This is a genomic window from Olleya namhaensis (assembly GCF_900114005.1).
GTDB classification, from domain to species: domain Bacteria; phylum Bacteroidota; class Bacteroidia; order Flavobacteriales; family Flavobacteriaceae; genus Olleya; species Olleya namhaensis.
The window spans coordinates 1-22,857 of sequence record NZ_FORM01000007.1 but is presented as its reverse complement, the minus strand read 5'-3'; the positions used below and the strand labels follow the sequence as shown (position 1 = coordinate 22,857).

Annotated in this window: 18 protein-coding genes; 5 read left to right on the top strand and 13 right to left on the bottom strand. The window is 33.2% G+C overall.

Annotated elements, in window-relative coordinates:
- Nucleotides 1–20: 20 nt before the first annotated feature.
- Nucleotides 21–863, top strand: coding sequence for a hypothetical protein (locus BMZ09_RS11470; protein ID WP_090840701.1), 843 nt, complete (start codon nt 21–23; stop codon nt 861–863).
- On the opposite strand, the gene BMZ09_RS11465 is transcribed toward BMZ09_RS11470, so the two are convergent.
- Nucleotides 864–3,752: an FAD-binding and (Fe-S)-binding domain-containing protein gene (locus BMZ09_RS11465; RefSeq protein WP_090840699.1), complete on the bottom strand. Its 2,889-nt coding sequence runs from the start codon at nt 3,750–3,752 to the stop codon at nt 864–866.
- 158 nt (nt 3,753–3,910) lie between these two features.
- On the opposite strand from BMZ09_RS11465, the gene BMZ09_RS16375 reads away from it, so the two are divergent.
- Nucleotides 3,911–5,695 (top strand): OmpA family protein, encoded by a 1,785-nt coding sequence (locus BMZ09_RS16375; RefSeq protein WP_090840697.1) that lies wholly within the window; start codon nt 3,911–3,913, stop codon nt 5,693–5,695.
- 184 nt (nt 5,696–5,879) lie between these two features.
- Nucleotides 5,880–6,356, top strand: a complete 477-nt coding sequence (locus BMZ09_RS11455) for a hypothetical protein (RefSeq protein ID WP_090840695.1) — start codon at nt 5,880–5,882, stop codon at nt 6,354–6,356.
- 56 nt (nt 6,357–6,412) lie between these two features.
- Here the strand turns inward: BMZ09_RS11455 and bshA are convergent, their stop codons facing one another.
- The 11 genes from bshA to BMZ09_RS11400 form a co-directional block, all read right to left on the bottom strand.
- Complete coding sequence (gene bshA, locus BMZ09_RS11450) at nt 6,413–7,552, bottom strand: N-acetyl-alpha-D-glucosaminyl L-malate synthase BshA (RefSeq protein WP_090840693.1); 1,140 nt, start codon at nt 7,550–7,552, stop codon at nt 6,413–6,415.
- A 52-nt stretch (nt 7,553–7,604) separates the two neighbouring features.
- Nucleotides 7,605–10,526, bottom strand: a complete 2,922-nt coding sequence (locus tag BMZ09_RS11445) for a serine hydrolase domain-containing protein (RefSeq protein ID WP_090840691.1) — start codon at nt 10,524–10,526, stop codon at nt 7,605–7,607.
- Nucleotides 10,527–10,647: 121 nt separating this feature from the next.
- Nucleotides 10,648–11,133, bottom strand: coding sequence for an ABC transporter ATPase (locus BMZ09_RS11440; protein WP_090840689.1), 486 nt, complete (start codon nt 11,131–11,133; stop codon nt 10,648–10,650).
- 10 nt (nt 11,134–11,143) lie between these two features.
- Complete coding sequence (gene serB / locus BMZ09_RS11435; protein ID WP_090840687.1) at nt 11,144–12,367, bottom strand: phosphoserine phosphatase SerB; 1,224 nt, start codon at nt 12,365–12,367, stop codon at nt 11,144–11,146.
- A gap of 52 nt (nt 12,368–12,419) precedes the next feature.
- Nucleotides 12,420–12,602, bottom strand: a complete 183-nt coding sequence (locus BMZ09_RS11430) for a hypothetical protein (protein ID WP_090840685.1) — start codon at nt 12,600–12,602, stop codon at nt 12,420–12,422.
- 6 nt (nt 12,603–12,608) lie between these two features.
- Complete coding sequence (locus BMZ09_RS11425; RefSeq protein WP_090840683.1) at nt 12,609–13,400, bottom strand: (Fe-S)-binding protein; 792 nt, start codon at nt 13,398–13,400, stop codon at nt 12,609–12,611.
- Between the two features lie 9 nt (nt 13,401–13,409).
- Nucleotides 13,410–13,727, bottom strand: coding sequence for a hypothetical protein (locus BMZ09_RS11420; RefSeq protein ID WP_245741139.1), 318 nt, complete (start codon nt 13,725–13,727; stop codon nt 13,410–13,412).
- Between the two features lie 4 nt (nt 13,728–13,731).
- A complete protein-coding gene (locus BMZ09_RS16060; protein WP_101203815.1) occupies nt 13,732–13,917 on the bottom strand; it encodes a hypothetical protein in 186 nt (61 codons plus the stop codon).
- A 130-nt stretch (nt 13,918–14,047) separates the two neighbouring features.
- The gene (locus tag BMZ09_RS11410) at nt 14,048–15,361 is read right to left on the bottom strand and encodes a 4Fe-4S dicluster domain-containing protein (RefSeq protein WP_090840678.1); all 1,314 of its coding nucleotides are present in this window, start codon (nt 15,359–15,361) and stop codon (nt 14,048–14,050) included.
- A 22-nt stretch (nt 15,362–15,383) separates the two neighbouring features.
- Complete coding sequence (locus BMZ09_RS11405) at nt 15,384–16,343, bottom strand: MlaD family protein (protein ID WP_090840676.1); 960 nt, start codon at nt 16,341–16,343, stop codon at nt 15,384–15,386.
- Nucleotides 16,344–16,397: 54 nt separating this feature from the next.
- The gene (locus BMZ09_RS11400; protein WP_090840674.1) at nt 16,398–17,510 is read right to left on the bottom strand and encodes an N-acetylmuramoyl-L-alanine amidase family protein; all 1,113 of its coding nucleotides are present in this window, start codon (nt 17,508–17,510) and stop codon (nt 16,398–16,400) included.
- Between the two features lie 87 nt (nt 17,511–17,597).
- On the opposite strand from BMZ09_RS11400, the gene BMZ09_RS11395 reads away from it, so the two are divergent.
- Both BMZ09_RS11395 and BMZ09_RS11390 read left to right on the top strand, forming a co-directional pair.
- Nucleotides 17,598–20,360 carry a putative LPS assembly protein LptD gene (locus tag BMZ09_RS11395; RefSeq protein ID WP_090840672.1) on the top strand — a complete coding sequence of 921 codons (2,763 nt, stop codon included), beginning with the start codon at nt 17,598–17,600 and terminating at the stop codon, nt 20,358–20,360.
- A gap of 43 nt (nt 20,361–20,403) precedes the next feature.
- Nucleotides 20,404–20,784, top strand: coding sequence for a RidA family protein (locus BMZ09_RS11390; RefSeq protein WP_090840670.1), 381 nt, complete (start codon nt 20,404–20,406; stop codon nt 20,782–20,784).
- A gap of 81 nt (nt 20,785–20,865) precedes the next feature.
- On the opposite strand, the gene BMZ09_RS16350 is transcribed toward BMZ09_RS11390, so the two are convergent.
- Nucleotides 20,866–22,857 (bottom strand): T9SS type B sorting domain-containing protein (locus BMZ09_RS16350; protein WP_245741138.1); only part of this gene is annotated, 1,992 nt, incomplete at its 5' end.

The following is a 22,857-nucleotide window of genomic DNA, read 5'->3' as shown; positions in this document are numbered from 1 at the left end:
TTGTTAAAAACAATATTAAAATGAAGCCATTAAAACTTACTCTGCTTTTTGCTATTTGTACCGTTATTTTCAACTGTTCTAGTTCTGACTTAGATGATAATAATGGTTTAACTCAACAACAATTTACTGGTGATTTCTTCCCTTTAAACATGGGTAACACTTGGAATTATGAGGTGCAAAACACAGATAACGACACTAACCAAACTGTAATTAGCACAGATTTTATAGAAGTAGAAAGCCAAACAAATACAGGATTTTCATTAAGTGTAAATCAAAATGGCATTCCAAATGGTATCATGAGTGGGATTTTAACAAGCGGTGCATTAACCCGCACAGAAACAACATTAATCTCAAACGGTACTGTAGAATTACCAATAGATGGTTTTGATTTACAAATTGAACTAGAAAATGCCTTACTTTATAATACACAAGCCGCTAATGGTGAGTTATTATCAACACAATCAGGAGTATTTACTCAAGATTTTGAAGAATACCCAATAACCATTAATTACACACTAACAAGCACGCAATTAGCTAATTTGGAAACGTTAACGGTGGACAACACGACTTACAACTCTATTACTTCAGCTAATATAAGTTTAACACTATCTGTAACAACAGAAGTTACTTTTGGCATTACCCAAACCATCCCGATATTAGATGACACAACCCCTGTATTATCAGTAAATAGTTATTACGCAGAAGATATAGGACTTGTAAAAGCAGAAGCGATTGGCGGTTACACATTAAATGCTAATACTGTAAGTATCTTAGAAGGTATTGGTGTGGATTTAAGTCAATTACCAACAAGTTTATCTGTACTAAATAATCAAACGTTAATTAGTTATAGTGTTACACAATAATTACAACAACGCTTGCTTTAAAATAGTTATTGGATGTAATGCTACGCGTTGTGTTCCATCTTTTATTTGATGCCTACAACTTGTCCCATTAGCACTTATAACTGTGGTCATTGGCGCTTTTCTTACAGCTGGAAACAAGGTTTGTTCTCCTACTTGCATACTAACTTCGTAATGCTCTTTTTCGTAACCAAAACTTCCCGCCATACCACAACACCCACTGGGTATTAATGTTACTTTATAGTTTTTAGGAAGATTCAATACATTAAAACTGTAAATTTGACTAGACTGTGCTTTTTGATGGCAATGCCCATGAAATTTAATTGTTTTAACCTCCTCAGAAAACTGTGCCGAAGTTATCTTTCCTAATGCTATTTCGTTAGATAAAAAAGCTTCAATTAAATACGTGTGTTCTGCTATCGCTTTCGCGGAAATTTTGTCGTCGACCAATCTAGGATATTCATCTTTAAAGGATAAAATAGCAGAAGGCTCAATACCAATTAAAGGCGTGTTTTCTGAAACTAAATCTTTAAAAATTGACACATTTTTATCGCCCACTTTTTTAGCCTGTTCTAATAGTCCTTTAGACATAAATGCACGACCCGATTCTACATTATCTACAAGCTTTACATTGTAATTTAAACCTATTAATAACTGTATTGCATCTTTACCAATTTCAGAATCTAATTGATTAGTAAATTCATCATTAAACAAATACACCGTTTTAATATAATTTTTACTAACTAATTCTTTTTTAATTAATTGATACTCCTTAATTAAAGTTTTACTTGATAATAAAGGCAAACTTCTTTTAGGTGCAACACCAATACTTTTTTTAATCAAAGATGATGTTACAGTATTAGAAAACATAAAATTTGTAACTCCCTTAAAGCGTCTCCCTAAATGATTTAACTTATCATTGTAAGCAAAGAGTTTTGTTCTTAAAGATGTTCCGTTTTCTTTCTGATATTGATATAAAAACTCAGCTTTTAAACTAGCAACATCTACACTACTTGGACACTCACTAGAACATGCTTTACAACTTAAGCATAAATCAAAAACCGACTTCAATTCTTCATGATTAAACTTGTTTGCTTTCTCTGAGTTTGTCAAGTATTCTCTTAACGCATTTGCTCTTGCTCTTGTCGTATCTTTTTCATTTTTTGTTGCGCGATAACTAGGACACATTGTACCTCCAAATTCTGGAAGTTTTCTACAGTCACCAGAGCCATTACATTTTTCTGCTTCACGCAAGACACCTTCCGATTTAGAAAAATCTAAAATAGTCTTAATTTCTGGAGTTACGCTATCTGTTTGATAACGTAAATTTTTATCCATTGGAAACGCATCTACTATTTTCCCAGGATTAAATATGTTGTTTGGATCAAAAGAAGACTTAATACGTTTTAATAATTGATAGTTTTTATCACCAATCATTAATTCTACAAATTCCCCTCTAACAATACCATCGCCATGCTCTCCACTAAAAGAGCCCTTATATTTTTTAACTAAAAACGCAACATCAGTTGTGATTTGTCGGAACAACTTAACATCTTCTTTCTTTTTTAAATCTAAAATAGGACGCAAATGCAACTCTCCTGCTCCCGCATGCGCATAGTAGACCGCTTTTTGATTGTACCCTTTCATTAAAGCCGTAAAATCAGAAATGTAATTTGCTAAATCTGGCAACGCCACAGCTGTATCTTCAATACAAGCCACTGCTTTTTTATCGCCAATCATGTTACCTAACAATCCTAACCCAGCGCTCCTTAAATTATTAGCTTTATCTATTTGATCTTCAATTAATATAGGGTTAGCATAGCTTTTGGTGTTATTTTTTGCAGAGAAAATCAAATTTTCAGCCTTTAACGTAGCATCCTCTAGACTAACACCTCTAACTTCACACATTAAAATAGCTTCCGGATCTCCTTGTATAAAATAGCGATTGTCTTGTTGCGTTTTATTGTGCTTTGTTAAATCTAAAATGGTTTTGTCCATCATTTCGCAAGTATACAAATCATGCTCCATTACTGGATTTACAGCATTTAAACAGTCTTCAATAGTTTTAAAATGCAATGCAACCATTACTCTATTTTCAAGAGGTAAATCGTCTAGTTTTAATGTTATTTGTGTTGTAAATGCTAATGTACCCTCGCTTCCTGTTAATAAGTTACAAAGGTTAATACCTTCAGAATTTAAAATCTTATCCAAAGCATACCCAGTGTTTCTTCTATGTATTTCGGGCTTAGGAAAATGTTTTAAAATTTCAGCCTTAGCGTCTTCAGTAAAAACATCGTTTTGTATTTGATTATAGATTTGACCTTCTAAAGTGTTTAATGTCAATTTCTGTTTAAATTCGTCTTTAGACAAACTTTTAAATTCCGCTTCACTTCCATCGCTTAATATGGTTTGTAACGCAATAACCTTATCTCTTGTTACGCCATACTTTATGGAAGTTGTACCTGATGAGTTATTACCAACCATACCGCCAATCATGCAACGGTTAGATGTAGAGGTATTGGGACCAAAAAATAAACCATGTGGTTTAAGGTAGTTATTTAATTGATCTCTAACCACTCCAGGTTGTACAGTAACTGTCTTATTATTTAAGTCTATAGATAGGATGTCTGTAAAATGCTTAGACACATCCACTACAATTCCTGTACCTACACATTGTCCCGCTAAGGATGTTCCTGCTGTTCTTGGTATTAAAGATGTATTGTTTTGTTTAGCAAAAGTTATAAGTTGTTTTATATCCTCTTTATTTTTAGGGTAAGCAACCGCTAAAGGCAGCATTCTATAAACAGAAGCATCTGTTGCATAAATGGATTTTGTTAAATCATCATGATACAATTCTCCTAATAAACTGTTTTTCAACTTGTTTAAATCCATATTACCCTTTAATAATTACAAAAAAATCAATATTTTACGTGTTTCATCGGTAAAATAAGCGTTTTAACGATATGAAACATTTAGTATGCTCTCAAAAATAGGAAAGATAGTTAGATAATTACATTTGTATTATTAACAATTAACATAAAACAAAATAAATGTCAACAAATCTATTAAACTTATTCAAAGAACAATTATCAGACAACGTACTTAGCAATGTATCTAACCTAGTTGGAGGAGAGAAAACAGAAACAATACAAAAAGGGCTTATGGCTGCTGCACCTGCATTATTAGGTGGTATTATGGACAAAGCCTCTACAACGGAAGGTGCTGCTTCAATTTTTAACATGTTAGGTGATGGTGCCGAAATGGGTAATTTATCAAATGCATTAGGTGCAGGCGGTGAAAAATCTGATGGTTTTTTAAATAAAGGGTTAGATTTTGTAAAAAATATATTAGGAGATAAAGCTTCTGGAGTTATTGATTTAGTAAGCTCTGTATCAGGAATGGGTAAAGATTCGTCTTCATCTATATTAAGTGTTGCAGGGTCTGTTTTAGGTGGTGTTTTAGGAAAACAAAAATCTTCAGGAATGGATTTAGGAAGTTTTGTTGGAATGTTATCTGGACAAGGTAGCTTTTTAGACAAGTTTGCTCCTGCTGGATTAGCTTCTTTATTAGGTTTAAGTTCTTTTTCTGGAATTTCTGATAAATTAGGAAGTTTAGCTGGTGGTGCTTTAGGTTTTGCTGGTGATACAGGAAAAGCTGCTTTAGATGGTGCTGGTAAACTAGTTGGTGGTGCTGCAGATGTTGCAGGTAACCTTGGAAAAGGTGCTGTTGATGGCGCAGGAAAAATAATTGGTGGTACTGCAGGTGTTGCTGGTAACCTTGGAAAAGGTGCTGTTGATGGTGCAGGAAAAATAATAGGTGGTGCTGCAGGTGTTGCTGGTAACCTTGGAAAAGGTGCTGTTGATGGTGTTGGAAAAATAGGTGGTGCTGCTGCAGGTGTTGCAGGTAACGTTGGAAAAGGCGCTATTGATGGTGTTGGTAAAATAGGTGGTGCTGCTGCAGGTTTAGCAGGAAGCGCAGGAAAAGCTGGAGGATCTTTAATTAAAAAGATTTTACCTTGGGCAATTGGAATTATTGGATTGTTACTAGCATTCTTTTTAGTAAAAGGTTGTGATAGTGATAAGTCTATATTAGATAATGTAAAAAATGCTGCAAACGAAACGACAGGCGCTATTTCAAACACAGCAAACTCTGCTGTAGATGCTGCAGGTAACGCCGTAAACAAAACAGTAGACGCTGCAGGAAATGCTGTAGATGCAACTGGTAACGCTATCGGTAATACAGTTGACGCTGCAGGTAATGTAATAAACAAAACTGTTGACGCTGCAGGTAATGCAGTAGATGCTACAGGAAAAGCGATAGGTAATGTTGCAGGTGGTATTGTAGATGCTTCAGGTAATGTAGTTAATGCTTTTGGTGAAGCTATCGGAAACTTTTTTAGCTCTGATTTACCAAACGGAACAAAATTAAACATTCCAGAAGGTGGATTTGAAGATAACTTCTTAAGTTATATCAAAGACGGAAAGTTTGAAGCTGGAAAGTACTATGCTTTTGATAGATTATACTTTAACACTGGATCTTCTTCTTTAGATGCAAATTCTATGAATCAAATTGAAAACGTTGCAGCTATAATGAAAGCGTATCCTGAAGTAAAGATTTTATTTAGAGGTCATACTGATAATACAGGATCTGTAGCAGGAAATAATAAATTATCTGCTAGCAGAGCACTTTCAGTAAAAAATAAATTAGTTGAAATGGGTGTTGCTACTTCTCGTGTTAATACAAAAGGAATGGGATCTGCTGATCCGATTGCTGATAACGGTACTGCTGAAGGAAGAGCAAAAAACAGAAGAATTGATGTTTCTATTGAAAAATAGAACTACAAAATAGTTAGTTAGTTTAAGTTGAAAAAGGTTGGTAAACATATGTTTCCAACCTTTTTTTATACCTCAATTTTAAATTTAATTTAAGAATAAGTAAATTATAATCACAATATATTTGTACTAAACAATCTAAGCATACCGTTTAGACGTATATAGTATAACTAATAAACAAATTAACATGAAAAAATATTTTTTATTCGCTTTTGCGATTTTTGGATTTGCAACATTGACGTATGGTCAGGATATTGCTGATAATGCTATTGGATTAAGATTAGGAGATAGTGATGGCTTTGGAGCAGAAATCTCTTACCAACGTGCTTTAGGTGACAATAACAGATTAGAAGTAGATTTAGGATGGCGTACAGGAAGTGCGTATAATGGATTTAAACTAGCCGGATTATACCAATGGGTTTGGGTTTTGGACGGAGACTTTAATTGGTACGCTGGAGTTGGTGGTGGTGTTGGATCTTATAGCTTTGATAACAATGCTATTGATGATGAAACTTTTGTTTTTGCAGCTGGAGATATTGGTGTTGAATACAATTTTGATATTCCTTTACAATTAGCTTTAGATTTTAGACCAGAATTAGGGTTTGGAGACTACAGAGATGATTTAGATTTTGATATCGCATTAAGTGTACGTTATAGATTTTAATAACAATCATCATTAAACATAAAAAAACCACCATTTTAGGTGGTTTATTTATGTTCTTAATTTAATATTTTACATTTATTTAAGGTCTCTTGATATATTGCTTCGTACTGCGGAACAATTTGATGAATATCAAATGTTTTAGCTTGCTCCTTAGCATTTATTTTAAATTGATTTAATATTGCATCATCTTCCAAGATTTTAATTGCATTTTCACTCATACTTTCTACATCTCCCACATCACTTAAATAACCAGAAAAACCTTCTTTATTTACTTCTGGAATCCCTCCTGTATTACTTGATATAACCGGAACACCTGATGCCATAGCTTCTAAAGCAGATAATCCAAAACTTTCCGTTTTACTTGGCAGTAAAAATAAATCTGAAAAACATAGTATTCTGTCTATCTCATTACTATTACCAAAAAAGACTACTTTATCCATAATTCCCAATTGTTCGCATAAACGTTCGGCCGGTTCCCTTTCTGGACCTTCTCCAACCATCATTAATTTTGCAGGAATTTTTTTCTGAATTTTGTTAAAAATATTAATAACATCAGGTATGCGCTTTACTTCTCGCATATTACTAATGTGAGTAATAATCTTTTCGTCTTCATTTGCCATCATGCCACGTTGACAATCTGTAAATCCATTACTAAACTTTGTAATATCTATAAAGTTAGTCACTACATGAATATCATTTTTAATATCAAATAAACGTAACGTATCGTCTTTTAAGCTTTGAGACACCGCTGTAACAGCATCTGATTTATTTATACTAAATGTTACTGCTGGTTTATAGAATGGATGACTCCCCACTAAAGTAATATCCGTACCGTGTAAAGTCGTTACTATTGGCACATATATATTATCTTCTCTAAGCATTTTTTGAGCCATATAGGCTGCGTATGCGTGCGGAATTGCATAATGTACGTGTAAAACTTCAATACCATGCAGTTTTACCATATCCACAAGCTTACTAGATAAAGCTAACTCATAAGGTTGGTAATGAAACAAAGGGTATTCTGGTACATTTACTTCATGAAAATGCACATTGTTACCTAACAATTCTAGTCTTACAGGCTGATTATAAGTAATAAAGTGAATCTCATGACCACGTTTTGATAACTCTAAACCTAACTCTGTTGCTACTACGCCACTTCCTCCAAATGTTGGATAACAAACAATACCTATTTTCATGTAATATCTATGGTTTAATACTTGGTCTGATTATTTTTAAAAACTTTACAATTTAATCTATAATTGCATCGTAAATGGCTGCTTGAATATTGGTTCTAATATCTTGTCTTAATAGTGTATTGGGACCTTTTGAAGATGGATACGTTCTATTAGCCATAAAAACATATACAATTTCTTGTTCTGGATCTGCCCAAGCATAGGTCCCTGTAAATCCTGAATGTCCAAAACTAGTCATACTTACACAACCACAAGTTGGGCCAGCATCTCCTAATTGAGGTTTATCAAACCCAATCCCTCTCCTATTATTACTTTCGCAATAATAACAGGTATTAAATTTATCTAACGTTTCTGTTTTAAAATAACGACGTCCACCATAGTATCCTTTTTGTAAATACAATTGCATAATCTTAGCAATATCATTAGCATTACTAAAAACACCTGCGTGACCTCCTACACCGTCTTGCATAGCTGCACCCATATCATGCACGTAACCTTGTACTTTTTGATATCTGTAATAGTCATCTATTTCAGTTGGGACAATACGACTATTACTAACTTTATTATATGGATTGTACATCGTGTTATTAGCACCTAAAGATTTGTAAAAATGGTCTGCAGTTAACTCGTCTAAACGTTTATCATAGTGCGATTCTATGTATTGTTTTAAAATATAGTAAGGTAAATCACTATATCTATATTTTAATCGCGTTAATAAATCAGTATCTTTAATTCTAGTATTAATAGAATCTTTATAGTCGTCTCTTAAATACAATTCTGGAGAGACTTTAATAGAAAAACCCTGAGACTTAACTTTTCTATAATATTTTGTCGAAGGTTGTTTAGTGTCAGGATCTAATGTTGCGAAATAAAACGGAATCCACGGTTTTAATTGTGCGTAATGCGATAACATTTTTTTTAAAGTGATATTCTTTTTATTCGAGTTTTTATACAATGGAATAATTTCCGAAAGTTTGGTATCTAAATTCACAATACCTTGTTCTTCTAACTCCATTAGCAATGGTAACGTTGCTACAATTTTAGTTAATGAAGCAATGTCATAAATATCATCTGGTTTTACTTGCTCCGAACCTTCGTACGTATGTTTACCAAAATTTTTGTTATAAATTACTTTTCCTTTTCTAGCTATTATCAACTGTATACCAGGTGTCATTTTACCATTAACAGCGTGATTAGCTATAGAGTCAATCTTTTTTAAAGCATAACTAGACATACCAACACGTTCTGGAATACTATATCCTAAACGCTCTAAAGAGTTTTCTTGTTTCCCTTCTCCTACTTTAAAATATGGTCCAGCCGAAACAGGTAATTTACCTCGAGCGGCTATAGCTCCGAAAATTAGCTGAGCCGATTTTTCTTGAGAGATTTTACTATTTTGATAACTAACTACTACACTTTCTATATTAGTAACTGACTTTAAATCTAAAAGCGCATAAGGTTTAGCAAAAACATCTAAAATAACATTATTAGTTCTAGCTATTTCCTGCAACCACACTAATTCTTTATTTGAAAACTTATAACTTTTCCAAGGACTAGCATTAGACTTATGAAACCCTACTATTACCGTATTATAGTTTTGTAATTTCACAATCAATTCGTCTAAATTGTCAGAGGACACTTCATGTACTTTAGTGTACTTTTTAAGCTCATCTACAAAATAAGAACCATCCGCACTACCAAGCTTTACATAAGCTATTTTTTTAGTCTCAAGATTTCTAAGTGGTAATTGATTAGTTGTATCTCTTGCAATTGTAATGGCATTTTCCATTAGCATCTCATACAATGCATCATCTTTAATTCTATTTAAATCAGATACAAGGTGATATGGACTAACAGGTCTATAATTATTTAAACCTACTTTATATTTGGCTTTAAGTATTTTTTTAACTGAATGCGCTAAACGTGCTTCTGAAATATCCTGATTATTATAAGCTTCAATAAACTTAGCAATAGCAGTTGGAACATCTCCAGACATTAACATCACGTCATTACCAGCTTGAAAAGCAGCTAAATCAATGTCTCCAGGTGCGCTAAAATTTGAGGCACCCTTCATGGTTAAAGCATCCGTAAATATTAAACCTTTAAAACCTAAACGTTGCTTTAATATATTAGTTACTATGTTTTCTGATAATGTTGATGGGTAACCATCTCTTGGTTCTAAACTAGGTATGTTAAGATGTGCCACCATGACACTTGATAAGCCTTCTTTTATTAATCTTCTATATGGGTATAACTCTACTGAGTCAATACGTTTTTCGTCAAATGTAACTGTTGGTAATGTTTTATGAGAATCTGAATCCGTATCTCCATGACCTGGGAAATGTTTTGCATTGGCTAATACGCCAGCGTTTTGCATCCCTTTCATAAAGGCTAAAGCTTTTTCAGTAACATTATCTCTATCTTCTCCAAAAGAACGGTTTCCAATAATAGGATTATTTGGATTTGTGTTAATATCTACTACAGGTGCAAAATTAAAATGAACACCTATGCGTTTGCAATGCTCTCCTAACTGACGACCTGTTTGCTCAATTAATTGATTGTTTTGAATGGCTCCTAAAGTCATATTCCAAGGAAAAGCATACGTAGAATCTAAACGCATACTCAAGCCCCATTCCGCATCAATACCAACTAATAACGGCACTTTTGAAACTGCTTGAAGTTCGTTATTTAGTTTTGCTTGTCTAACAGGACCTCCTTTAGAATAAATTACACCTCCAATTTTATTATCTCTAATTAAATTAATAACATTACTTTTTTCTAATTCTGATTGATTAGAAAAAACCTGAACCATATACAACTGTCCAATTTTCTCTTCTAAAGTCATGGCGTCATATAAATCATCAACCCATTGTTTCTGGGCGATTGGGTCTTTATCCAATAAAGGATCAGGCGTGTCTTGAGCGTGTAAAACACTAGAAAACACTAAAAATAAGATGAGGGCTTTTAAATATTGCATATACTGAATTTGACTTTTTAAGTGGTACTTTAATATACCACTAAAAACTATGCCAAATTAGTACTTTTAAGATTATTAATAAAGGACTTTATGATAGAATTATAAGCGTTTTTTGAACAATTTAACTCAAAAAACGATTGTGCCAGCTCTCGCTTGCCGGTACTTCCCAACTTTCGTTAAGTTCTTCAATATTGGTCACTAGATTGTTAAATACAATCGTGTTTTTAGAAACGGCTTTTTGCTTCGCCATTTTTCTGAAATCTGTTAACGTTTTGTGTGCTACAAATTCACCTTGCTTATAAGACACATTCATTTTATCTAATAAGTCAACGTCGTATTCTTTTTCTAATTGCTGAATAAAAACAACAGAAGCATCAATACTACAACCCGTAGCTTGATTTAGTTCTTGATCTAAAGCGATAATAATAAATCGCTTATATCTGATGTCATAACCAGATTTTAAGTCAGCACCATGTGCTGTCCAACTTTCTATAAAAACATCTAATTTCGACTTAATATCTTCTAATTCTGTATCTGAAAAAGAACGGTTAGCTTGGTAAATCCAAACTCTTGAAGTTTCTGGTAATGTGTTAAAATCTACTAACATTATATTGTTGTTATTCTATTAAATCTATATGTCTATCGTGATACCCTAGTAAATACAAGACACCATCTAATCCTATGCTAGAAATGGCACTTTGGGCATTGTTTTTTACTTTTGGCTTGGCATGAAATGCAATTCCTAACCCTGCTAAATTAAGCATTGGCAAGTCATTTGCTCCATCTCCAACTGCTATGGTTTGACTGATATCAATCCCTTCTTTTTCTGCTATTTCTTTAAGGTATTCCGCCTTTTTATTACCATCTACAATATCTCCAAGATAACCGCCAGTTAGAACGCCATCTTTAATTTCTAATTGATTAGCATAGACATAATCCATACCCAATTCTTTTTGCAGATAATGTCCAAAATAGGTAAAACCTCCTGATAAAATAGCGGTTTTAAAACCGTACTTTTTTAAAGTATCAATTAAACGTCTTGCCCCTTTAGTTATTGGTAGATTAATGGCAACGTCATGTAAGACATCTTCACTTAATCCCTTTAATAGTCTCATACGTTGTATAAAACTTTCATTAAAATCTATTTCTCCTTGCATTGCTGATTCCGTAATTGCTTTTACTTCATCACCAACACCTGCTAATTCTGCTAATTTATCAATAACTTCTGCTTGAATAAGTGTTGAATCCATATCAAAACAAACCAAACGTCTATTACGTCTATAAATATTATCTTCCTGAAATGCAATATCTACATCTAAATCATGAGAAATTTGCATGAATTTTTCTGTAAATTCAGACTTACTTTCTATTTTACCTCTAATAGACAACTGAATGGATGCTCTAGGATATTCGGCTTCCTGCACTAAAGACGTACGACCGGTTAAACGTTTAATGGCATCAATATTTAAGTTTTTATCAGAAATAAACTTAGTGACTTCCGATATTTGCTCAGCAGTTAACTTATCTCCCAAAATAGTCACAATGTATCTGTCTTTACCTTGTAAACTAACCCAGTTTTCATAATCGTCTAAAGAAATTGGTGTAAACTTAGCTTTAACACCAAGCTCATACGCCTTAAACAATAAATCTTTTAGTACTGCAGCCGAGTTATTTCCGGACTCTATCTCAAACAAAAAACCTAAGGATAGTGTATCATGTATATTGGCTTGTCCAATATCTAAAACCTTAGCGCCATAATTGGCTAATACATTAGTTAAACTTGATGTTAATCCTGGCTTATCCTGTCCTGAAATGTTTAAAAGAAATATATCGTTTGCCATTATTACTGAGTTGTTAACTACTACTAAATGCGTATTAGTTAGTCTATACTTATTATTTATTCAATTTTTTGTGATCTCTTCTATACGTTAAATACCCGTTAAGCGCTGCAAATAAAACTAAATGTGCTATAAATTTAATGACAGAAAATGGCAACTCTTTATAATAGTCCCAACCAGCCATAATTAAAGCAAATACTAACCCTGATATTAAACCTGATAAAATATACTTTTTCATATTTTATTATAGGTTTTGTGCGCTAGCGATAAGCTCCGCAATATCCATTACTTGTATTTCGTTTTCCTTTTCTTTGACTTTTACACCATCGGACATCATAGTCATACAATATGGACAACCGGTTGCGATAATATCTGGTTTTGTTTCTAGAGCGTCTTCCGTTCTAAGCTCATTTATGTCTTTGTTACCTTTTTCTGGCTCTTTAAACATTTGCGCACCTCCTGCTCCACAACATAATGCTGTAGATTTACTACGCTTCATCTCTATTAGATTAGCATTTAAAACGGATAACACATCTCTTGGTGCTAAATACTCTGAGTTTGCACGTCCTAAATAACAAGGATCGTGAAATGTAATACGTTTACCACTAAATGTACTGTTCTCTATTTGAATAACTTTAGAGTCTATTAATTGTTTTATAAATTGTGTGTGGTGTAAGACTTCGTAATTACCACCCAATTCTGGATATTCGTTTTTTAAACAATTATATGAGTGCGGATCGCATGTTACAATACGTTTTACCTCGTATGCGTTTAACACCTCAATATTCATAAACGCTTGCATTTGAAACAAAAACTCGTTTCCTGCACGCTTAGCTAAATCTCCTGTAGCACTTTCTTCTGTACCTAATACAGCAAAATTAACATTGGCTTTGTTTAATATCTTAACAAATGCTTTTGTTATTTTTTTTGCTCTATCGTCATAACTTCCTGCTGATCCTACCCAGAATAAAATATCTGGAGTTTTTCCTTGGGTCATCATTTCTGCCATAGTTGGCACTATAAGTTTTTCGCTCATAATTAAGTTTTATTTTATTGCTGAAAAATCGATTTTAGATAACCTGATGTAAATAGACAAAATCTTGATACCGTTTTTCATTTTATTTTTTGGATCGTCCTGCTCTAAAGCTGCTAACTTTAATGCTTGTAATCCTAATTGTTCTGTCTGTTTTTCTGTACAAAAATCACACAGCACTTTTTTTAATTTGATATGTTCTACATTACTAGACTTGTACTTAATACTAGTAATTATTTTAAATTGAAGCGAGTCTTTTTTATAATCTTGCGCCTGTAGCTTAGATAAGCTAAAGGTTAAGATTAGTAGTATTAAGACGCTATATTTCAATTAATTATTCTTTTTTGTTTCGTGTTACAATTAATACAAATCCTAGTGTTGTACAAAAGCCCGCTAAAAAACCTCCCAAACCTCCTGTGTCAAATTTGCCAACAACAAAGAATGACAACAGTCCTATTACTAATATGGCAATGCCACTAATTAATCTTGTTTTGGATGGTACTTTGTATATAAAACTCATTGTTTTTTATGCGTTAGCGGTAGTAATGGCATCCTTTTTTTGCTGCCATAAATGGCAAAAAAAGATACAACCCTTCGACTGCGCTCAGGGTAAATTCCAACGCGACCCTTGTGGTAACGCCCAAATAATTTTACTCGTCTTTCCAGTTTAAACGGTCCATTTGGTTGTAAGGCCAAGGTGCACCATTGTTTTCTATATTAGTCATCATGTTATTTAACTCTGTAGGCGCCGCACTTTTTTCCATTACAGAATATTGACGCATTTGCATGATAATATTTAATGGATCAATACTTACCGGACAAGCCTCTACACAGGCGTTACAACTTGTACAAGCCCAAAGCTCCTCGTCTGTAACATAGTCACCCAATAATTGCTTTCCATCATCCACAAACACCCCTTTGTTAGCGTCTATATTTTTACCAACTTCTACTAGACGATCTCTAGTATCCATCATTATTTTACGTGGTGATAATTTTTTACCTGTCAAGTTTGCTGGGCACTCGCTTGTACAACGTCCACACTCTGTACACGTGTAAGCGTTAAGTAAGTTTACCCAACTTAAATCTTGTACATCACTTGCTCCAAATTTTTCTGGAACTGCATCTTCTTCTCCTTCTGGCGCTGCTGCAAACGGATCTGCATCTGGATCCATCATCATTTTAACTTCCTTGGTTACCGTTGGGTTATTAGGAAATTGTCCTTTTGGAGTAAGCTTACCGTAATATGTGTTTGGAAATGCTAATAAGATGTGTAAATGCTTAGAAAAGTATAAGTAGTTTAAGAAAGCTAAAATACCCACAATGTGCATCCACCAAGCAGCACGCTCAATAATATGTAATGTAGATGTTGATAATCCATCAAATAATGGTGCTATAAACTGACTTATTACATTTCCTGAATTGTACCCCTGAAATACAGTATCTGTAGCATTCATTACTAAAAACAAGCACATCAAAACAACTTCAAAATAAAGGATAATGTTACCATCTGATTTTGGCCACCCTTTCATCTCTGAACTCATGAAACGTTTTAGTTTTATAACGTTACGTCTTATCCAAAACACAATAACTGCGACTAATACTAGTAATGCTAAAACTTCAAAACTACCAATTAAAAAGCCATATAATGCGCTTGGTAAGATTGAATGTCCTATCCTGTGTGTACCAAATAATCCGTCTATTATAATTTCTAAAACTTCGATATTAATAATAACAAATCCTACGTAAACTACAATATGTAAAATTCCCGCTATTGGACGTTTCACCATTTTACTTTGCCCTAAAGCAATGTAAGCCATGTTTTTCCAGCGTTGTGGTTTGTTGTCAGAGACATCTAAATCTTTACCTAAATTTATGTTCCTAACAAGTTTTCTGACATTATTTGCAAAATAACCGATACCTGCAGCAAGTATGATAGCAAAAATTATATTTGGTATGTATTCCATGTTTGTTTAGTTAGTTTTGGTCTTAATTTTTCTTTTCTTCTTTAATTTCGTTTCCATCAGCATCATAACGTTTTGCTTTTTTTCCGAATAAAGAAAAATGTACATAACGTTTAGGATTAAGCTTCATATCCTCTAAAAGTTGCTCCATTTGTAATGCTGCTCCTTCTAAGTTTGAATATAATTTATCGTCATTTAATAGTTTACCAATAGACCCTTCCCCGTTTTTAACACCCGCAAGCATACTATTTACGCTACCTAATGTTGCTTCTAGATCGGCTACTGTTTTAGTAATATCCACTTTATTTAACTTCTCGCTCATTTGATTTAAATTAACGCTAGTTTTATTAAAGTTATCGACCATTGCTGTTACATTTTGGTCATTTTTTTTAACTAATGAATTTATTGAGTTTGCTAAACCGTTGTATGATTTTAAAGTAGCATTTAACTCCGCTAACGTACTTTTTAAACCATCACCTGATTGATCTGAAACCAAACCGTTTAAATTACCCATTAAGGTATCTACCGTTTTTAAAGTCCCGTCTAAATTTGTGCTTAATTGAGAGAAATCACTAGATAGACTTGTTACTAAACCTTCTTTTACTGATGATTTTATTAAATCTCCGTTTTTAGCCATCTGAGTATCTTCTGCCGGAATAATCTCCAAAGCATTACCTCCCATTAGTCCTGTTTGAAACAAACTAATTGTACTATTTTTAGAAAATTGCAATTGCTTATCTACAGAAAAGGCTACTCTAGTTTTACCTGTTTGAAAATCGTAAATAATTTCTTTAACCTTACCCACATTGTTACCTTTAATAGTAACTGGTGCAGATACTGCTAACGAATTATAATCAAATTCTGTATAATACGTGTTGTTAGAATCAAAAATGTTATTCCCTTTTAAATAACTAAATCCAAAAATGAAAAAGATTATTCCAAGTATAACTAGTATGGCTGTTTTAACTTCAAGTGTTAGTTTCAATATGCTAAATTTAGATTGGTAACAAAATTAGAAATAAATTACAAAAGAATGGGTCTAATTAGAGTCGGTTTTTAAGGCTTCCGATAGTTTAATTTGCTTTCCATCCTTAAGTGCAACAATATAAGCGTCTTTATACCCTTTGTTTTTAGCTTCAATTTGTAGTTTTTGAGCTATATTATAGTCTGATGTATAGCCATAATAATACTTATACAAACGTCCTTGCTTTTCTCTAGATATTTCTTTTAGACCTTTAAAATTATAGGCTTTAGGCTCTAAAGCTTTAGCACTAGCTGCTATCTGTATTTTAAATACTGTGTTTTTTATAGTTTTTTTTGCAGTAGAAATTGTATCCTCAATAACAGGATCTACAATATAATTGTCACCAACATTTAAATCTAAAGATTTTTTATAAGCATTAACTGCTTTTAAGATAGAGGTAGCCATTTTAGACTGTCCGCTTTTAGAATTTAAAAATTTACCTTCTGCATTATTAGTTAAAAAACCAACTTCTACTAAAACACTTGGCATATAGGTATTGTGTAACACCCAAAGACTAGCTTGTTTGATACCTCTACTTTTACGTTTAGATTGGTCTATAAAATTATCTTCGATTAATCGTGCTAATTTAATACTCTGCTCTACATAATCTTCTTGTTGTAAAGCCAAACCAATTAATGACTCTGGTGCATTAGGGTCAAATCCCTTATAATTTTTCTTATAATCTTTTTCTAAAAAAATAACTTCGTTCTCTTTTTTAGCGACATCAAAGTTACGTTTTGTATTAGCGACTCCTAAAACAAACGTTTCTGTACCTGATGCTTGAGACGAGTGAGAATTACAGTGTACAGACACAAATAAATCTGCATCTGCTCTATTTGCAATAGCTGCACGCTCGCGCAACTCAATAAACACATCTGTTTTTCTAGTATAAATAACTTTAAAATCCTTTTTACCTTCTAAGGCTTTACCAACTTCTAAAACTATTTTTAATGCAATATCCTTTTCTTTATGACCATTACCTAAATTACCAGGGTCATCTCCTCCATGACCTGCATCTAAGACCACCACAAATTTACCATCATTAGATTGTGCAGTAATAGTTTGGGTACTACCAAATGTTAATACTATTATAAAGGATACTATAAGTTTAAAAATGTACGTTTGCATATAAGTTATAACCAATTATTATTACGATTAGTATGATTTATAAATTTTAACGAATATTAAAACATTCACAAAAAAATATATGTAGTTTTGTCTTTTCAAAAACCAAGCCATACTTTTACAAAAATACATTTAAAAGCGTTGCGTACAAATAGTCTTCATATACTTTTTACTTTGAGTTTTACAGTGTTTATTAACACGTTTAGCTTTGCACAGCAGGATTTACCTAAAGATGGTGAGTCAATACCTGCTATTCAAGAAAAAGAACAGCCCATTACAACACTAAAAGATTCCACTTCTATTAACGTAGAACAATTATTAGGATCTAAAAAAGAAACAGATAGTGTCGTAACAGATTCTATTAAACCAAAACCTTTATTAAGCAGCACCATTTCTTACAAAGCTAAAGATTATATGTCTTTTAAAAAGAAAGAAGCTAAAATGTATCTTTATAATGAAGCGCAAGTGGTTTATGAAGATATGGATATTTCTGCTGGACTAATTATTATAGATTACACTAAAGATTTAGTTTACGCCAAAGGGATCAAGGATTCTTCAGGAGTTTATAGTCAACGACCAGTATTTAAACAAGGTGCTAATGTAATTGAGCCTGATTCTATTGTGTTTAACACAGAAACTAGAAAAGGATTAATTTACAATTCTCAAACCGAACAAGACCAAGGTCGAATAATAACGGAAGTTACTAAGCGTGTCAATGACTCCGTTTACTATCTAAAAAACGCAAAATTTACCACATCAGACAATTTAGAAGATCCAGAATACTATTTTCTAATTAGAAAAGGAAAACTAGTCCCAAATAAAAAAGTAATTACAGGACCAACAAATTTGTTTATTTATGACGTCCCTACTCCCATTGGTCTACCTTTCGCTTTTTTTCCATTGACAAAAACACGTCGTGCAGGTATATTATTTCCTAGTTTTGGAGAAGATGGTAACAGAGGTTATTTTTTACAAAATGGAGGATATTACTTTCCTATAAGCGACAGAGTAGATTTAGCAGTTATGGGAGACTATTATACTAACGGTAGTTACGGTTTAAGATTAGAAAGCAAATATGCTACTAGATATAAATACAATGGAAACTTAGGTTTTAGATATGAAAACTTAATTACCAGTGAGCGTGGATTTCCAGATTATGCAAAATCAACAATTTATAACTTACGTTGGTCGCATGCACAAGATGGTAAAGCCAATCCAAGTTCTAGGTTTTCAGCATCTGTAAACTTAGGTAGTAGTAATTATTATACACAATCTATAAATCAGTTAAACCTGCCAAACACGCAAAACAACACCTTATCTTCTTCTATATCTTACTCTAAAACCTTTGAAGGAGAACCGCAGGCTAACATGAGTTTAACTGCGACGCATACACAAAATACTCAAACGGAATCTATTAGTATGACGCTACCAACTTTTCAAGGTAGTTTAAGTAGAATTTATCCCTTTGCAGGAAAAGATGGCGTTAAAAAAGGAGCAATTCAAAATATTAACTTACAATATAGCGTAAAAGCAGAAAACAGAATCACCACTACAGATTCGCTTTTCTTTAAATCAGGTATGTTTGATGATGCCCAAATTGGAGCACAACACAGCATTCCTATTAGCACAAACTTTAAGGTTTTTGACTACTTTAGTGTATCTGCTAGTACAACTTTTCAAGAAAATTGGACTTTAAAAACTGTTGAAAAATATTATGATACTACCAATGAAGAAATAGTAACTCAAGACGTTAATGGTTTTGATGCCTTCAGAACTTATAATTTTAGTACCAGCATCGGAACAACACTTTATGGTGTATTTAATTTTGATAAAGACAAAGAAGGAAAAAAACTGCAAGCCATAAGACACGTTATTAGACCAAGTATTAGTTATAATATTAATCCTGCTTTTGATAATTATTATGACGATTTTGAGATTATTGATGCAGACGGAACTACAAAAGGTGAATACACGCGATTTGAAGACAATCTTTTTGGCGCTCCTAATAACACCTTCTCAAGCTCTATAGGATTAGGTCTTTCTAATAATTTTGAAGCCAAAGTAAGAGATCCAGATTCGACTAAAACCGAATCTAAAAAAATAATATTACTTAATAGTCTTAACTTTTCAACGTCTTATAATGTCGCAGGAGATTCTTTAAAATGGAGTCCTGTTAGAGTTACTGGAGGAACACAGTTATTTGACAATAAAATGAGTATCAATTTCGGAGCTACTTTAGACCCTTACGCGCTAGACACAAACAATACAAGAATTAACACTTTTAATGTAAATAACGGAGGAAGCTTGTTTAGATTAACAAGTGCTAATCTTAATTTAAGTTATAGTTTAAGTAGTAAAGATGGCGGTAAAAACAATCAAAATGATGCTGTAGACGATAGATTGCTAAGTGGTGGTCGTGCAGATGATTTGTTTGGTGTGTCTCAAGATTTTGCTGCGCAGCAAGGCTCTGAATATAATGAGGAAAAAGAAGAACGAGAGTCTGACGAGTTTTACAACAACAAAATACCTTGGAGCCTAAGATTTGCTTACGCTGTAAACTATGGTAATAGCACAAGACAAAATGAGATATCATCACATTCCTTAATGTTTTCAGGGGATATTGAGCTGTCTCCTAAATGGTCTATTGGAGGATCTTCAAGTTATGATTTTAAAAACAATGGTTTTGGTTTAACACAATTGCGTTTTGAACGTGATTTATTAAGTTGGAGAATGAACTTTACATGGGTACCATTTGGAACTTATAATAGCTGGAATTTCTTTGTTGGAATTAAGTCTAGCATCCTAAAAGATTTAAAATACGAACAACGTCGCAAACCTGACGAAGGTCTATAATAGTTATATTATTTCGCTTACGCGGAAATTAAACACACACATAATGAAAAAGATAATTTCTACATCAAAAGCTCCTGCTCCAATCGGTCCTTACAACCAAGCTGTTTTAAGCGGAAACACGTTATATACGTCAGGACAAATAGCATTACATCCTGAGACTGGAGAACTAGTCATGGGTGATATTAAAACAGAAACTAAACAAGTTATGGAAAACATGAAAGCGGTTTTAGAAGCTGCAGACATGACTTTTGAAAACGTTATTAAAACCTCTATATTTATTAGTGATATGCATAATTTTGCACAAATTAATGAAGTATATGGTACTTATTTTGATGATGCCACTGCTCCTGCTAGAGAAACGGTTGAAGTCGCTAACTTACCAAAATTTGTAAATGTAGAAATTAGTATGATTGCTATTAAATAATAATTCACTTACTATTTATCATAAAAAAAAGCCTGAACAATAGTTCAGGCTTTTTTATGCTTTGTTCTTTTATTAGAAGCACTATCGTTTTAACGTAAAGTGTGCTTTAAATTGCTTTCTATTATTATCAGCACTCATATAGTCTATTGTAAACCAATAGTCGTTTGTAGGCATTAGATTTCCGTTATATGTCCCATCCCATCCTAAGCTTGTTGGACTTAATTGTTTTAATAATTTACCATACCTATCAAAAATGTAAATAACAGCATCTGGTTGGTCTCCGATACCATAAATAGCCCAAGTATCATTATAACCATCACCATTTGGTGTAAAGACATGTGGATATCCAATAATAGATACTGATGCACTTGCCTCACCACAACCATTACGATCTCTTACAGTAACAATATGATCTCCTGCTCCAACATCTGTAAAAGTATACGTTCCATTGTTTGGAACATTTATTTCCCAAGGTCCATTATCCAAACTAAACTCGTATTCTGAAGCCCCATTACCTACAGTTGTCACAAAAATATTTTGTTCATCAGAAAAGGCTTCGGTTAATACTTCAACAGTTACTACTGGTGGTGCACTCTCTATAACTACAGTAGTTGCAGAAGCTTCGCACACTGTTACTGTACTTGTTCTAATATCAGTTACAATCACAGAGTAGTTTCCGCCCACTAATGGTTCTAAAGTATTTCCAGATGCTCCAGGAATTGTAACATTTTCTAACAACCATTCAAAAGTATAGTCAGTAGTATTTAAACCAGTATCAATAATGGGCGAACTAATTACTTCTGTCCCATTGGTATTAACACATAATAAGTAAGTAGCATCTAACTCAAAATCTGCTAACGGGTTAACTTGAAGCGTTAGTGTTGCAATATCATAACATAATGATGTATCCACCATTGCTCCGGTACCAGAACCATCATCTGCCATAGTATCATTATCAACACGCACATAAATTATTTGTGGATTGCTTATGTTTTCATAGACCAATGGTAATGGGTTTAAACCTGCATTTGCATCGGTTTGAGTTAGGTAATAAGTCACACTAAAATTAGCTGTACTTTGACCATCTAAAATATCAGTATTTTGTGTTATTAAGTCAAATTGCACACTATCATTAGTTGTGTTTCCATCCCCATCCAAAGCATCGTCACACAATTGGTAAACAATTGGAACCATATCCATATTAGCTTGCGCACCATCTTGTATGATTATATTAAAACTAGACTCGTCACTACACGTGTTTGGGCTTGTACCAGCTTCTGCATATATAAATAAAGTTGATGATGATGTAATTTCTGTAAAATCAGAAATCGCAACGCCTGTTCCATTTGGACCACCTGACGCTGTATAGTAGGTGTTATTCTGACTTAATGCCGGCAAAATATACGAACCACATATGGACACATCCATAGCCGTTTCTGCAACAATACTAGTAACCCAAGTTAGTGTTACAGCAATCCTACTACTTACACAACCTGTCACAGATTCTTCTGCTTCAGCATAATACGTATAGGTTGTTCCCGGAATAAAAGTACCTGTTGGTAAATATGTTAGACTATTGGATTGTAAAAGAGAGCCTCCAACAGGTGCATCATACCAATTAATTTGATTCCCTACAGCAGGTAATCCAGGTATAGCAACAGTTAAGTTTGGTGTAGAAGATCCTTCACAAACAATCGGGTTATTAGGTGATATAGGCTCATCTACAAATATACAAGCACAATTTGGTGCTGTTACGTTTAAAATAGCATCACAGGATGTGTTTACCGAGTTTGATGCAGTAATTGTAATATCTGTTCCTACAGGTATATCTGTAATGTTGCCAGAACCAACAGTCCCTGCAGAAGACGTAATTACAGTACTATTTGACGATACTGAAAATGACACACTGTACGTTAATAAATCAGTACTACAACTTGTATTTATTAATGTTAGTATCGGAGATGTATTAATAGTTACCACAAAACTACTTTCGTCAGTACAATTATTTGGAGCTGTTCCAATTGATTTATAAACGAATAATGTTGTCGTACTTGTAATTATTTCGCCAACAGG